Origin of the sequence: Streptomyces griseofuscus (genome assembly GCF_014673495.1) — a bacterium.
In the GTDB taxonomy this organism is placed as follows: Bacteria; Actinomycetota; Actinomycetes; order Streptomycetales; family Streptomycetaceae; genus Streptomyces; species Streptomyces murinus.
The window spans coordinates 2,465,407-2,478,538 of record NZ_CP051006.1; the positions used below are offsets into that span (position 1 = coordinate 2,465,407).

Annotated in this window: 12 protein-coding genes; 3 read left to right on the top strand and 9 right to left on the bottom strand. The window is 71.1% G+C overall.

The window, feature by feature from the left end; translation table 11 throughout:
- Positions 1–296: 296 nt before the first annotated feature.
- The gene (locus HEP81_RS10760) at positions 297–1,625 is read right to left on the bottom strand and encodes a class I SAM-dependent RNA methyltransferase (RefSeq protein ID WP_037654177.1); all 1,329 of its coding nucleotides are present in this window, start codon (positions 1,623–1,625) and stop codon (positions 297–299) included.
- A gap of 158 nt (positions 1,626–1,783) precedes the next feature.
- Positions 1,784–3,859, bottom strand: a complete 2,076-nt coding sequence (locus HEP81_RS10765; protein ID WP_037654175.1) for an APC family permease — start codon at positions 3,857–3,859, stop codon at positions 1,784–1,786.
- Positions 3,860–4,279: 420 nt separating this feature from the next.
- Between HEP81_RS10765 and HEP81_RS10770 the strand changes: the two genes are divergently transcribed.
- Entirely contained in the window at positions 4,280–4,951 is a 672-nt protein-coding gene (locus HEP81_RS10770) for a potassium channel family protein (protein ID WP_037654174.1), read from the top strand.
- Positions 4,951–5,625: a potassium channel family protein gene (locus HEP81_RS10775; RefSeq protein WP_037654173.1), complete on the top strand. Its 675-nt coding sequence runs from the start codon at positions 4,951–4,953 to the stop codon at positions 5,623–5,625. Before HEP81_RS10770 ends, HEP81_RS10775 begins: the two co-directional genes overlap by 1 nt.
- Positions 5,626–5,814: 189 nt before the next feature.
- Here HEP81_RS10775 and HEP81_RS10780 read toward each other — a convergent pair whose 3' ends face one another.
- The 7 genes from HEP81_RS10780 to HEP81_RS10810 form a co-directional block, all read right to left on the bottom strand.
- Positions 5,815–6,612 (bottom strand): DUF3159 domain-containing protein, encoded by a 798-nt coding sequence (locus tag HEP81_RS10780; protein ID WP_037654169.1) that lies wholly within the window; start codon positions 6,610–6,612, stop codon positions 5,815–5,817.
- 3 nt (positions 6,613–6,615) lie between these two features.
- Positions 6,616–7,014, bottom strand: a complete 399-nt coding sequence (locus HEP81_RS10785) for an OB-fold nucleic acid binding domain-containing protein (protein ID WP_078967283.1) — start codon at positions 7,012–7,014, stop codon at positions 6,616–6,618.
- 68 nt (positions 7,015–7,082) lie between these two features.
- Entirely contained in the window at positions 7,083–7,796 is a 714-nt protein-coding gene (locus tag HEP81_RS10790) for a response regulator (RefSeq protein ID WP_037654166.1), read from the bottom strand.
- Entirely contained in the window at positions 7,790–10,384 is a 2,595-nt protein-coding gene (locus tag HEP81_RS10795) for a sensor histidine kinase (protein WP_037654165.1), read from the bottom strand. The genes HEP81_RS10790 and HEP81_RS10795 overlap by 7 nt, the downstream gene beginning before the upstream one ends.
- A 194-nt stretch (positions 10,385–10,578) precedes the next feature.
- Complete coding sequence (locus HEP81_RS10800) at positions 10,579–11,343, bottom strand: DUF3710 domain-containing protein (RefSeq protein ID WP_037654164.1); 765 nt, start codon at positions 11,341–11,343, stop codon at positions 10,579–10,581.
- A gap of 1 nt (position 11,344) precedes the next feature.
- Positions 11,345–11,923, bottom strand: a complete 579-nt coding sequence (gene dut / locus HEP81_RS10805; RefSeq protein ID WP_051850075.1) for a dUTP diphosphatase — start codon at positions 11,921–11,923, stop codon at positions 11,345–11,347.
- Entirely contained in the window at positions 11,920–12,504 is a 585-nt protein-coding gene (locus HEP81_RS10810; RefSeq protein ID WP_037654161.1) for a PaaI family thioesterase, read from the bottom strand. Before HEP81_RS10810 ends, dut begins: the two co-directional genes overlap by 4 nt.
- A gap of 81 nt (positions 12,505–12,585) precedes the next feature.
- On the opposite strand from HEP81_RS10810, the gene HEP81_RS10815 reads away from it, so the two are divergent.
- Positions 12,586–13,068, top strand: a complete 483-nt coding sequence (locus HEP81_RS10815) for a DUF3093 domain-containing protein (protein WP_037654158.1) — start codon at positions 12,586–12,588, stop codon at positions 13,066–13,068.
- Positions 13,069–13,132: the final 64 nt, after the last annotated feature.

The following is a 13,132-nucleotide window of genomic DNA, read 5'->3' on the forward strand; positions in this document are numbered from 1 at the left end:
GTAGCAGCACGCGCCACCGCTGGCGAGGTGCAGTCGGCCCCCGAACCGGAGTCCTTGCCCCGCGCCGACGGCCCCGGTCTGCGGCCCAGGGCCGGAGAAGTCCGAGGTTGAGGCTTCCGATATTCGAGCGTCATCCGAGCGTCAAAAATTCTGCATTGCGCATCGCCACGTCGCCGCGAAACCCGAGCCTGCCCTCGAACCTGCAGCTCAGAGCGTTCTGCACAAGCGAACCTGAGTCGACGCATTCCGCGAGCGAAAACAGGTCGAGCTGACCACCTGAAATGCAAAACGGCAGGTCAGATGCCCTTCTCGGCAGGCTCCAGAATCGCCACGCACTCCACATGATGCGTCATCGGAAACAGATCGAACGCCCGCAACATCCGCACCCGATACCCGTTCTCCCCGAAGTACCCCAAATCCCGCGCCAGCGCCGCCGGATCGCACGCCACGTATGCGATGCGTCGTGCCCGCAGGGACGCGAGGTGCTTCACCGTGTCGCGGCCGGCGCCCGCGCGGGGTGGGTCGAGGACGATCAGGTCGACCTCGGTGATGCCCGTGCGCGGGAGGACGGATTCGACCTTGCCCTGTTCGATGCGGACGCGGGGGAAGTCGGCCAGGTTGTGGCGGGCGTCCTCGACGGCGCGCTTGCCGGACTCGATGCCGAGGACCGCGCCCTTGTCGCCGAGGCGGTCGGCGAGGGCGCCGGCGAAGAGGCCGACGCCGCAGTAGAGGTCGAGGGCCATCTCGCCCTTACGCGGCAGCAGGCCCTGCATCACCGCGGTGACGAGGGTGTCCGCCGCCTTCGGGTGGACCTGCCAGAAGCCGCCGGCGCCGACCCGGTGGGTGCGGCCGTCCGCGCGCTCGCGGACGAAGGGGCGGCCGTGCACGCGGTGCACGCCCCCGGCCTTCTCGTCGACCCGCATGACCGAGACCGGCTTGTCCAGCTCGACCAGGGGCAGCCGGCCGCCCGGACGCGGGGTGAGGATCACCTGGCGGTCCTGGGAGCCCGTCGCCGCGATCGCCTCGACCGACTCCATGCCGGCCCAATCGTGCTTCTCGATGCCCAGCTCCGACACGCCGGGCGCCGCGATCATGCAGTGGTCGATGCGCTCGACCTCGTGCGAACGGTGCCGGCGCAGACCGGCGTGGCCCTCCGCGTCGACCGCGTACTGCACCCGGGTGCGCCACTGCGGCACCTCGCCGGCGGGCAGCTTGTCGCCCTCGGCCGGGACCACCGTGCCGTCCCAGCCGGCCTCCTCGGGGGTGAGACCCGCGAGCCGGCGCAGCTGCTCGGCGAGCACGTCCGCCTTCAGCCGGCGCTGGGCGCCCGGCTTGGCGTGCTGCCAATCGCAGCCACCGCAGCGGCCGGGCCCGGCGAAGGGGCAGGGCGCCTCGATACGGTCCTTGGACGCCTCCAGGATGCGTACGGCGTCCGCGCGCAGGAAGCGGGCGCCCTCCTCGCCCTCGGTGACCTTCGCCACCACGCGCTCGCCGGGCAGCGCGTGCCGGACGAAGAGGACCTGGCCCTCGGCGGTACGGGCGATGCAGTGGCCGCCGTGGGCGACGGGGCCGATCTCGACCTCGTACTCCTCGCCCACCAGAGACGTGGTCGGTTCTGCCTGCATGGTGGGGGGCTCCAGAGGATCGGGTTCGCGACGGAGGACGGCAAAGAAGCAGACGAGCTGCGCAGACGGGTCCGGGGCGGTCGAGCGCAGCCCGCTGGACCGACAACAGCCCACCAGTCTACGGCCTCGCCGCCCCGGTCCCGTACCCCGGTGTCTCGTCAGTCCTTGGGCGAGGACCCCGACGACCCCGATGGCTCCGACGGCTCCTTGGGCCGCTCCCCCGCCGGGCCGCGGCGGACCGCGCCGGGCGCGCTCCACTCCTGGCGCCTGCGGGCCCGCATCTTGGCCGCCTCGGAGGAGGCCAGCTGGTAGGGCACGGAGGTGACCATCACACCGGGTGTGAACAGCAGGCGGCCCTTGAGGCGCAGGGCGCTCTGGTTGTGCAGCAGGTGCTCGTACCAGTGGCCGACCACGTACTCGGGGATGATCACGGAGACCGCGTCCCGCGGGGACTCCTTGCGCAGGCCCTTGACGTACTCGATCACCGGCCGGGTGACCTCGCGGTACGGCGAGTCGAGGACCTTCAGCGGTACGTCGATGCCGCGCCGCTCCCACTCCTCGCGCAGCGCCTTGGTCTCGGCCGGGTCCACGTTGACGGTGAGCGCCTCCAGGCTGTCGGAGCGCATCAGCTTGGCGTAGGCCAGGGCCCGCAGAGTCGGCCGGTGGATCTTGGAGATCAGCACCACGGAGTGCACCCGGGAGGGGCGGACCAGGTCGTCGTCCGGCTCCTCGGGCGCGGCGATCTCCTCGGCGACGCGGTCGTAGTGCTTGCGGATCGCGGTCATGGTCGCGAAGAAGATGCACATGCCCAGCAGGGCCACCCAGGCGCCGTGCGTGAACTTGGTGACCAGGACGACGACCAGCACCAGGCCGGTGAGGAAGGCACCGAAGGTGTTGATCGCCCGCGAGCGCATCATGTGGCGCCGCTTGGCCTGGTCCTTCTCGACCGCCAGGTGGCGGTTCCAGTGCCGGACCATGCCGGTCTGGCTCAGCGTGAAGGACACGAACACGCCGACGATGTAGAGCTGGATCAGGCGCGTGGAGTCGGCGCCGTAGATCACGGTCAGCAGCGCGGCGGCGCCTGCGAGCAGCACGATGCCGTTGGAGAAGGCGAGCCGGTCGCCGCGGGTGTGCAGCTGGCGGGGCAGGTAGCGGTCCTGGGCGAGGATCGAGCCGAGCAGCGGGAAGCCGTTGTACGCCGTGTTGGCCGCGAGGAACAGCACCAGCGCGGTGGCGGCGGCCAGGAGCACGAACAGGAAGCTGCCCTTGCCGAAGACCGCCTCGGCGACCTGGGAGATCACCGGGTTCTGGACGTAGCCGGAGCCGATCGGGTGGCCGTTGTGCAGCAGGTCGGTGGCCGGGTTCTCGGCCATGCGCACCTTGGTCGTCGCGGCCAGGGCGATGATGCCGCAGAACATGGTGACGGCCAGCAGGCCCATCGCCGCGAGCGTGCTCGCCGCGTTCTTGGACTTCGGCTTACGGAAGGCCGGGACGCCGTTGGAGATGGCCTCGACGCCGGTCAGGGCGGCACAGCCGGAGGAGAAGGCGCGCAGCAGCAGGAAGACCAGCGCGAAGCCCGCGAGGCCCTGGTGCTCGGCCCTGATGTGGAAGTCGGCGGTCGGCGCCCGCATGGTGTCGCCGAGCACCAGGCCGCGGAAAGCGCCCCACAGGATCATGATGAAGACGCCGCCGACGAACACGTACGTCGGGATGGCGAAGAGCTTGCCGGACTCCTTGACGCCGCGCAGGTTCATGAGCGTCAGCAGGACGATCACGACGGTCGCGCAGAGCACCTTGTGTTCGACCACGAACGGGACGGCCGAGCCGAGGTTCTCGATACCGGAGGCGATGGACACCGCGACGGTCAGCACGTAGTCGACGAGCAGGGCGCTCGCGACGGTGAGGCCGGCCTTGGGACCGAGGTTGGTGGTCGCCACCTCGTAGTCGCCGCCGCCGCTCGGGTAGGCGTGCACGTTCTGGCGGTAGGAGGCGACCACGGTGAACATCAGCACCACGACCGCGACGGCGATCCAGGGGCTGAAGTGGTACGCCGACACGCCCGCGATGGACAGGACCAGCAGAACCTCCCCCGGCGCGTAGGCGACGGAGGACAGCGGGTCGGAAGCGAAGACGGGGAGTGCGATGCGCTTGGGCAGGAGGGTTTCCCCCAGCCGGTCGCTGCGCAGTGCGCGCCCGATCAGGATCCGTTTGGGCACGTCGGTCAGTTTGGACACGAGAGAGGATCGTAAGCCTTCGAACTGGCAGCCGCCCACCCTGTCCGCAATATCTTCCCCATGGGTGAACTCGGCGGTGGAGTGATGTACGGATTCCGTGGCGCGGGCCCGGGTCGTGCCTAGATGGCAAACCCCGTCTGTCACCGACCCCTGGAGGCCCCATGCCGCCGACCGCTGAGCTGATCGGGGCGGTGCTCGCCCTGGCCGGCCTCGGAATCCTGACCGTGTGCAGCGTGCGCAGCATCACTCGAAGACGGGCGGATGAGCCGCTATGAGGCCGTCTGAGCCCCTCTGAGCCCGGTGCGCGGGCGCTACCCGGGCACGGGGGTGCCCGGTGAGGGTGATGCGTGTGTAGCTTGGGCGGCAGTCTGAGAACCTGTTCAGGCCAAGCCAACGACTCTTGACATCGGAAGGACGGTCGTGCACATCGTCATCATGGGCTGCGGGCGAGTAGGCTCCGCTCTCGCCCAGACCCTGGAGCAACAGGGGCACACGGTCGCCGTGATCGACCAGGACCCGACCGCCTTCCGTCGGCTGGGACCGGGATTCGGAGGCCGCCGGGTCACCGGAGTCGGCTTCGACCAGGACACCCTGCGTGAGGCGGGGATCGAGGAGGCGGGCGCCTTCGCGGCCGTCTCCAGCGGCGACAACTCCAACATCATCTCCGCGCGGGTCGCGCGCGAGATGTTCGGCGTGGAGAACGTGGCCGCCCGTATCTACGACCCCCGGCGCGCCGAGGTCTACCAGCGCCTCGGTATCCCGACCGTGGCCACGGTCCGCTGGACCGCCGACCAGATGCTGCGCCGGCTGCTGCCCTCCGGGGCCGAGCCGCTGTGGCGCGACCCCACCGGCGGGGTGCAGCTCGCCGAGGTGCACGCCTCCCCGAAGTGGGTCGGCCACAAGATCAGCAAGATGCAGGAGGACACGGGCGTCCGGGTGGCGTTCCTGACCCGGCTGGGCGAGGCGATCCTGCCCACCTCCCAGACGGTGCTCCAGGAGGGCGACCTCGTGCACGTGATGATGCGGACGGACGACGTGGAAGCGGTCGAGGCGGCGTTCGCCGGGGGCCCGGAAGAAGAGGGCGGTCACTGATGAGGGTCGCCATTGCCGGAGCCGGCGCCGTCGGCCGCTCGATCGCGGGCGAGCTGCTGGAGAACGGCCACGAGATCCTGCTCATCGACAAGGCCCCGACCGCCATCTCGGTGGAGCGGGTGCCGCAGGCCGAGTGGCTGCTGGCCGACGCCTGCGAGATCACGTCCCTAGACGAGGCGGCGCTCCAGCGCTGCAACGTGGTGATCGCCGCCACCGGTGACGACAAGGTCAACCTGGTGGTGTCGCTGCTCGCCAAGACGGAGTACGGCGTCCCGCGTGTCGTCGCCCGGGTCAACAACCCCAAGAACGAGTGGCTGTTCAACGAGGCCTGGGGCGTGGACGTGGCCGTCTCCACCCCGCGTCTGATGTCCGCCCTGGTCGAGGAGGCGGTGAGCGTCGGCGACCTGGTACGGCTGCTGCGCTTCAGCCATGGCGACGCCAACCTCGTGGAGCTGACGCTGCCCGAGGAGTCGGCCCTGGCCGGCACCCAGGTCGGGGACGTGCACTGGCCCGAGGACACCTCGCTGGTGACCATCATCCGGGGCACCCGGGTGCTGACGCCGTCCCGGGAGGACTCCCTGGAGCCGGGCGACGAGCTGCTGTTCGTGGCGGCTCAGGCCCGGGAGGAGCAGCTGGAGGAGCTGCTGTCGGTGCGCAAGCACGAAGAAGGCTGACGGGCCGGAGCGGACGGGCCTGAGGGCCCTGAGCACGCGGAAGGGCGCCCTTGGCGACAAGGGCGCCCTTCGTCGTCGTGACGACCGTCCACGGCACGGAGCACAGCGGCCGAGCGTCTACGGTGCGGAGCACAGCTGCCGAGCGTCTACGGTGCGGGGCGCATCCGCCGACCGGCTACGGCACAGCGCTCACGCCTGCCTGCGATGGCGGCCCGGCATGGCCTCGGGCTCGCCGCTCTCCGCGGCCAGCGCGGCCTTGCGCTCCTTCTCCGCCTTCTCGGCCTGCTCCTCGGCCTCCATCTCCGCGAAGACGTCGATCGGCGCGGGCGCCTTGGCGAGGAAGACCCAGGTGAGCCAGACGGCCAGCAGGAAGGGCGGGATCTTCAGGGCGACGAGGACCCAGCCGAGCCGGGTGGTGTCCGACCACCAGTACAGCGGGAAGAGGATCGCGCACTTGGCGAGCAGGATCAGGCCCCAGGCCCAACTCGACTTCGCGTAGGCCTTCTTGCGGCCCGGGTTGCGGGTGCGCCAGGAGAGGTTCTCCTTGAAGACCGGGCCCAGCACCACACCGATCAGCGGCACCCCGAGGAGGGTGGTGACGATGTAGGCGAGCGCCAGGCCCAGCGTGTAGAGCATGCCGGGGAGGTAGAAGTCCTTGGCATTGCCGGTGAACATGGCGAACACCACGCCGAAGACCACGCCGAACACACCGCTGAAGGCGTGCTTGACGGTGTCCTTCATGGCGAGCCGGACCACGACCAGCGCCAGGGAGACGGCCAGCGCGGCGATCGCCGAGAGATGCAGGTCCTTGTTGACCGTGAAGATCGCGACGAAGAGCAGGCCCGGCACGACCGTCTCGACCATGCCGCGGACGCCGCCGAACGCCTCGAACAGCGCCGCCTCCGTCACCGCACGGGCGTCGCCTTCGCCGGACTCGCCGGGCGGGGTCTGGTCGGTGTCTTCGGTCGGCTTGTCGAGGGACGTCACCGGCTACTCCCGTCCGAGGGGTCGCAGTTCGTACTTCGGATTGAACAGCACCCGGCGGCCTCGGCTCAGCGAGATCCGGCCCGATGCGATCAGCTTGCGCCCCGGTTCTATGCCCACGATGGAACGCCTGCCGAGCCACACCACGTCCAGCGCCGCGGAGCCGTCGAACAGCTCGGCCTCCAGGGCCGGGACTCCGGCGCGCGGACGCAGGGTGACCGTGCGCAAGGTACCAGTTACGGTGACGATCTGCCGGTCCTGGCAGTCGCCGATCTTCGTACAACCCGCTGTCTCGGCGTCCTCGCGCAGCTCCTCGGACTCCAGGTCCTCCTGGGACGTGGAGAGCCGGTCGAGCATGCGCCGGAACCGGCCGGCCGGCTTTTCTGAACGAGGAACAGCACTCATATCTGAAGCGTACCGGGGCCCGCCGACAGCGCCGTATCCCCGCTCACACTTCCCCGGTACGCGCCTTGTCACTTCTCGAACCGGTACCCCATCCCGGGCTCCGTGATGAAGTGCTTCGGGTGCGAGGGATCGGCCTCCAGTTTGCGCCGCAACTGCGCCATGTAGACGCGCAGATAGTTCGTCTCCGTCCCGTACGAGGGCCCCCACACCTCCTGGAGGAGCTGCTTCTGGCTGACCAGGCGCCCTGTGTTGCGGACCAGCACCTCCAGGAGATGCCATTCCGTGGGGGTGAGCCGGACGTCGCGCCCGCCGCGGTGCACCTTCTTGGCGGCCAGGTCGACGGCAAACCCCTCGGTCTCCACGGTGGTGACGTCGTCCTCGCCGGCGCCGACCGGCTCGGCGCGGCGCACGGCGGCGCGCAGCCGGGCCAGCAGTTCGTCCATGCCGAAGGGCTTGGTGACGTAGTCGTCGGCGCCCGCGTCCAGGGCCTCGACCTTCTCGTCGGAGGAGTGGCGGGCGGAGAGCACCAGGATCGGCACCCGGGTCCAGCCGCGCAGGCCCTTGATCACCTCGACGCCGTCCATGTCGGGCAGGCCCAGGTCGAGGACGACGACGTCGGGGTGGCGGGAGGCGGCGAGATCGAGGGCGGTCCTGCCGTCGGCGGCCGCGTCGACGTCGTACTTGCGTGCCTTGAGGTTGATCACGAGGGCGCGCACGATCTGCGGCTCGTCGTCGACCACGAGGACCCGCGTGGGGGTGTGGTCCCCGCTCGGGCTCAGCATAGGGTCTGCCTTTCTGGTTCCGCGCTGCCCGGCCCACCGTGGGCCGGGGCGGGGGTGGACGCCGTTTCGGGGGACTCCGTGACCGGCTGCCGCCCGTGGATGCTGCGCAGGCTCAGGACCATGGTGAGGCCGCCGCCGGGCGTGTCCTCCGCGGTCAGGGTGCCGCCCATGGCCTCGGCGAAGCCCCGGGCGACCGCGAGGCCGAGCCCGACGCCCGCGCCGCGCGGGGCGTCGCCGTAGCGCTGGAAGGGTTCGAAGATACGGTCCTTGGCCTCGTCCGGCACGCCGGGGCCGCGGTCCACCACGCGGACCTCCACCCGGTCGGCGAGGGCGCTGGCGGAGACCAGGACGCGCCGGCTGCCCGGGCTGTACTTGACGGCGTTCTCCACCAGGTTGGCCACCGAGCGCTCCAGCAGCCCGGGGTCGGCCAGGATCATCGGCAGGGTCTCGGGCACGTCCAGGTCGACGCTGTCCTCCGGCACGCCCCCCAGGGCCATCGGTACGACCTCGTCCACGTCGATCTCGCGGATCAGCGGGGTGACGGTGCCGGTCTGGAGGCGGGACATGTCCAGGAGGTTGCCGACGAGGTGGTCGAGCCGGTCGGCGCCCTCCTCGATGCCCTCCAGGAGCTCGGCGCGGTCCTCCTCGGACCAGTCGACGTCGGCGGAGCGCAGCGAGGAGACGGCGGCCTTGATCCCGGCCAGCGGGGTGCGCAGATCATGGCTGACGGCGGCCAGCAGGGCGGTGCGGATGCGGTTGCCCTCGGCGAGCGTCCGGGCCTGGTCGGCCTCCTCCTGGAGGCGTCTGCGGTCGAGGACGACGGCGGCCTGGGCGCCGAAGGCGGCGAGCACCCTGCGGTCCTCGGCGGGCAGCACCCGGCCGGTCAGGGCGAGCGCCATGTGGTCGCCGACGGGCATGTCGACATCGGCGTCCTCGGGGCGCTCCAGGACGGGCCCGAAGCCGGCGCGGCCCGCGCAGGTCCACGGTTCGACGTCACTCTGCCGCTCCAGCAGGGCCGCCGACTCCATGGCGAAGGTCTCCCGGAGCCGCTCCAGCAGCTCCTCCAGGCTGGTCTCGCCGCGCAGCACATTGCCGGCCAGGAAGGACAGGATCTCGGACTCGGCGCGCAGCCGGGCCGCCTGGTGGGTGCGGCGGGCGGCGAGGTCCACCACGGAGGCGACCGACACGGCGACGCCGAAGAAGATCACTATGGCGACGATGTTCTTCGGGTCGGCGATGGTCCAGCGGTGCAGCGGCGGTGTGTAGAAGTAGTTCAGCAGCAAAGAGCCGAAGGCCACCGAGGCGAGGGCGGGCAGCAGGCCGCCGAGCAGGGCCGCCGCGACCGTGACGGCCAGGAACAGCAGCATGTCGTTGGCGAGACCGATGTCGACGGAGTTCAGCAGCAGCGCGAGCACGGCGGGGCCCGCGACCCCCATGGCCCAGCCCGAGAGGATCCGGGTACGGCCGAGGCGGGCGCCGCGGGCCACGGGCAGTCCCCGGCCCTTGGCGACCTCCTCGTGGGTGACGATGTGGACGTCCAGGTCGGGGCCGGACTCCCGGGCGACGGTGGCGCCGACGCCGGGTCCGAAGACGTACTGCCAGGCCTTGCGGCGCGAGGAGCCGAGCACGATCTGGGTGGCGTTGACGCCGCGTGCGAAGTCCAGCAGCGCGGCCGGTATGTCGTCGCCGACCACATGGTGGAAGGTGCCGCCGAGGTCCTCCACGAGGGTGCGCTGGACGGCGAGTTCCTTCGGGGAGGCCGCGGTCAGCCCGTCGCTGCGGGCGATGTAGACGGCGAGCACCTCGCCGCCGGCGCCCTTCTCGGCGAGCCGGGCGGCGCGGCGGATGAGCGTACGGCCCTCGGGTCCGCCGGTCAGCCCGACCACGATCCGCTCCCGCGAACCCCAGATCTTGGAGACCCGGTGCTCGCTGCGGTACTGGTTCAGGTACTCGTCCACCCGGTCGGCGACCCACAGCAGCGCCAGTTCACGCAGGGCGGTGAGGTTGCCGGGGCGGAAGTAGTTGGACAGCGCCGCGTCGACCTTGTCCGGCTGGTAGATGTTCCCGTGCGCCATCCGGCGGCGCAGCGCCTCCGGGGACATGTCGACCAGTTCGATCTGGCCGGCCCGCCGTACCACCTCGTCGGGGACGGTCTCGCGCTGGCGCACCCCGGTGATGGACTCGACCACGTCGCCGAGTGATTCCAGGTGCTGGATATTGACGGTCGAGATGACGTCGATCCCGGCGGCGAGCAGTTCCTCGACGTCCTGCCAGCGCTTGGCGTTGCGCGAGCCGGGGATGTTGGTGTGGGCGAGTTCGTCCACCAGGGCGATGGCGGGCGCCCTGCGCAGCACGGCGTCGACGTCCATCTCCCCGAAGACGCCCCCGCGGTACTCCAGCTCCTTGCGCGGCACCTGTTCGAGGCCGTGCAGCATCACCTCGGTGCGCGGCCGCTCATGGTGCTCCACGAACGCCACGACACAGTCCGTACCGCGCTCGGTGCGCCGATGCGCCTCGGCGAGCATCGCGTACGTCTTCCCGACCCCCGGCGCCGCCCCGAGATAAATCCGCAGCTTCCCGCGTGCCATGGCTCCATTGTCTTCCGCTCACCCCTGCCTACGCAGCGTCGACCTTACGGCCAACGATGGGGATAAACCGGACGGGGGCGGGCGTACGAGAGCACTTTGACGGAACCCTGATGGGCGTGGGGCTCCCGGTTTCGCGCGCGGGCGCGAAAAACGGGCCGCACCTCGCGAAGGCGCGACCCGTCTGCTGGTGACCGTCAGCGGACTTCCGTGATCTCCGGACCCCGCTGAAGCTGTCCCATGCCCCCGGAGAACCGCGAGCCCTCCTCCTGCTGGACCCCCTCGGGAACCATCTGGGCGTCGTTCGGCAGCTTGAGGACGATCGGGTCGCGGGGCGCCATCGGGCCCTCGCCGCGGACCACGACCGTGTCCCGGAAGATCTGCTCAAGGAGCCCGGCGGCCTGCGGCTGCACCGCGCCCTGGCCGGAGATCACACCGCGCAGGAACCAGCGGGGACCGTCGACACCGACGAACCGCACCACCTGGAAGCCGCCGGTGCCGTCCGGCAGCTGCACCGGCACCTGGGCCCGCAGCTCCCAGCCGAGCGGACCCTCGACCTCGTCGATGATGCCGCCCTGCTGGGTGATCCCGGCCGCGATCTCCTCGCGGACCTCGCCCCAGATGCCCTCGCGCTTGGGCGCGGCGAAGGCCTGGAGCTGGACGGCGCTGTCATTCAGGACGACGGTGGCGGCCACGATCGCGTCACCCGCGACCTCGACCCGCAGCTCCATGCCGTCCACGCCCGGCACGAACAGACCGCCGAGATCCACGCGGCCCTCGGCCGGGTCGCGTACCTCGGTGCTGTCCCACGGACCCTCGGGCCGCGGACCGGGCTCCAGCCGGACGCGCTCGCGCTCGGCCTCCGCTTCCTCGTCCGCCTCGGTGTCGACGCTGTCGACGACCTGCTCGGCCTCGCCGGCCGCGTCCTCGGCGGCACCCTTCTTGTTGCGACGTCCGAACACGTCACTGTCCTTCCCGGTCGGATACGACCGAAGCGTATCGATTCCCACCCGTCGGGCCGCCCTCGGCGGACCGACCGCTTGTGCCGCTGTCGTCGCCCACCGCGGCATGGCCACCGGTGGACCCGAAGCCCCCTTCGGCCCGCGCGGAGCCGGGAAGCTCCGCGACCTCCTGGAAGCGGACCCTCTCGACCTGCTGGACGACCAGTTGGGCAATCCGGTCGAAGCGCTCGAACCGCACGCTCTCGCGCGGGTCGAGATTCACCACGATCACCTTGATCTCCCCACGGTACCCGGCATCAACCGTCCCTGGAGCATTCACCAGGGCGACACCGCAGCGGGCGGCGAGACCGGAACGCGGGTGCACGAAGGCCGCGTACCCCTCCGGGAGGGCGATCGACACTCCCGTGGGCAGAAGGGCCCGCTCACCGGGGGCCAGCTCGCATGCCTCGGTGGTGCGCAGATCGGCGCCGGCGTCCCCGGGGTGCTCGTACGCCGGAAGCGGTACGTCCGGATCCACGCGCCGGATCCGCACGTCCAGCGGGGGGCGGCCGGCGGGGTGCACGGGCTCCCGCGGGCTCACGGGTTCACCTCGAAGGCACGGGCCCGGCGGACCTGGTCGGGGTCGCTCATGGCGGCCCGGATCTCCTCCGGGCGGCCGTGGTCGATGAAGTGGTCGACCTTCACCTCGACGAAGAGGGCGTCGGCGCGGACGGCGACGGGCCCGTCGGGGCCGTCGAGGCGGCCGACGGCACGGGAGTAGATCTTCCGCCCGGCGACGGCGGTGACCTCGGCCGCGAGATGGAGCGTGGTGCCGACCGGGACGGGCCGTACGTAGTCGGTCTCCAGGCGGCCGGTCACGGCGACGGTCCGCAGCAGCCAGTTCAGCGAGCCCAGGGTCTCGTCCAGGGCGGTGGCCAGCACCCCGCCGTGCGCGAGGCCGGGAGCGCCCTGGTGGGCGGGCTGGACGGTGAACTCGGCGGTCAGGGCGACGCCCTCACCGGCCCGCGCCTCCAGGTGCAGCCCGTGGGGCTGCCCGGGGCCACAGCCGAAACAGTGTTCGTAGTGGGCGCCGAGAAGGTCCCCGGGCGCGGGCGCGTCGGGGTGCCGTACCGGTTTCACCGCGTCGGCTGGGGGCTGAAGGCTTGCGGAACTACCACTCACGAGCGCAGACCTTACCCGCGCGCCGGCCTGTACAGGATCCCGCGCCGAGCTCGTACAGGAACGCGTGCCAAGCTTGGCTCCATGCAGCACTCCGCGACCCCGTACGAAGAACGCCTCACCGCCCCCCGCTCGTGGTGGCTGATCAGCTTTCTCGTGGGCGTCTCCTTCGCCCTGATCCTCTTCCCGTTCGGCACCCTGCCGATCCTGGGCGGCCTGGTCGGCGGTACGGCCGCGGCCGCGGTGGTCGCCAGCTCGTACGGATCTCCGCGCATCCGCGTGGTCGGCGACTCGCTGATCGCGGGCGAGGCGAAGATCCCGGTGTCGGCGCTGGGCGAGTCCGAGGTGCTGGAGCCGGAGGAGGCCCGCGCCTGGCGCACGCACAAGGCCGATGTCCGCGCGTTCCTGCTGCTGCGCGCGTACATCCCGAGGGCGCTGCGGGTGATCGTCACGGACCCCGAGGACCCGACGCCGTACCTGTATCTCTCGACGCGTGAGCCGGAGCAGCTGGCGGCGGCGATCGAGGCGGCGCGCAAGGCGAACGCGCCCACTCCGGCGGAGAGCTAGGAACCTGCTCCTCGGGAAGTCCCCCGGAAGGGCCCAGGAGGGCCGGAGCGGGCCCGGGAAGGGC

Coding starts and splice junctions, on each gene's coding strand:
- HEP81_RS10760 (WP_037654177.1), bottom strand. CDS start 1,625: ATGCAGGCAGAACCGACCACGTCTCTGGTGGGCGAGGAGTACGAGGTC.
- HEP81_RS10815 (WP_037654158.1), top strand. CDS start 12,586: ATGCAGCACTCCGCGACCCCGTACGAAGAACGCCTCACCGCCCCCCGC.
- HEP81_RS10785 (WP_078967283.1), bottom strand. CDS start 7,014: ATGAGTGCTGTTCCTCGTTCAGAAAAGCCGGCCGGCCGGTTCCGGCGC.
- HEP81_RS10790 (WP_037654166.1), bottom strand. CDS start 7,796: ATGCTGAGCCCGAGCGGGGACCACACCCCCACGCGGGTCCTCGTGGTC.
- HEP81_RS10795 (WP_037654165.1), bottom strand. CDS start 10,384: ATGGCACGCGGGAAGCTGCGGATTTATCTCGGGGCGGCGCCGGGGGTC.
- HEP81_RS10775 (WP_037654173.1), top strand. CDS start 4,951: ATGAGGGTCGCCATTGCCGGAGCCGGCGCCGTCGGCCGCTCGATCGCG.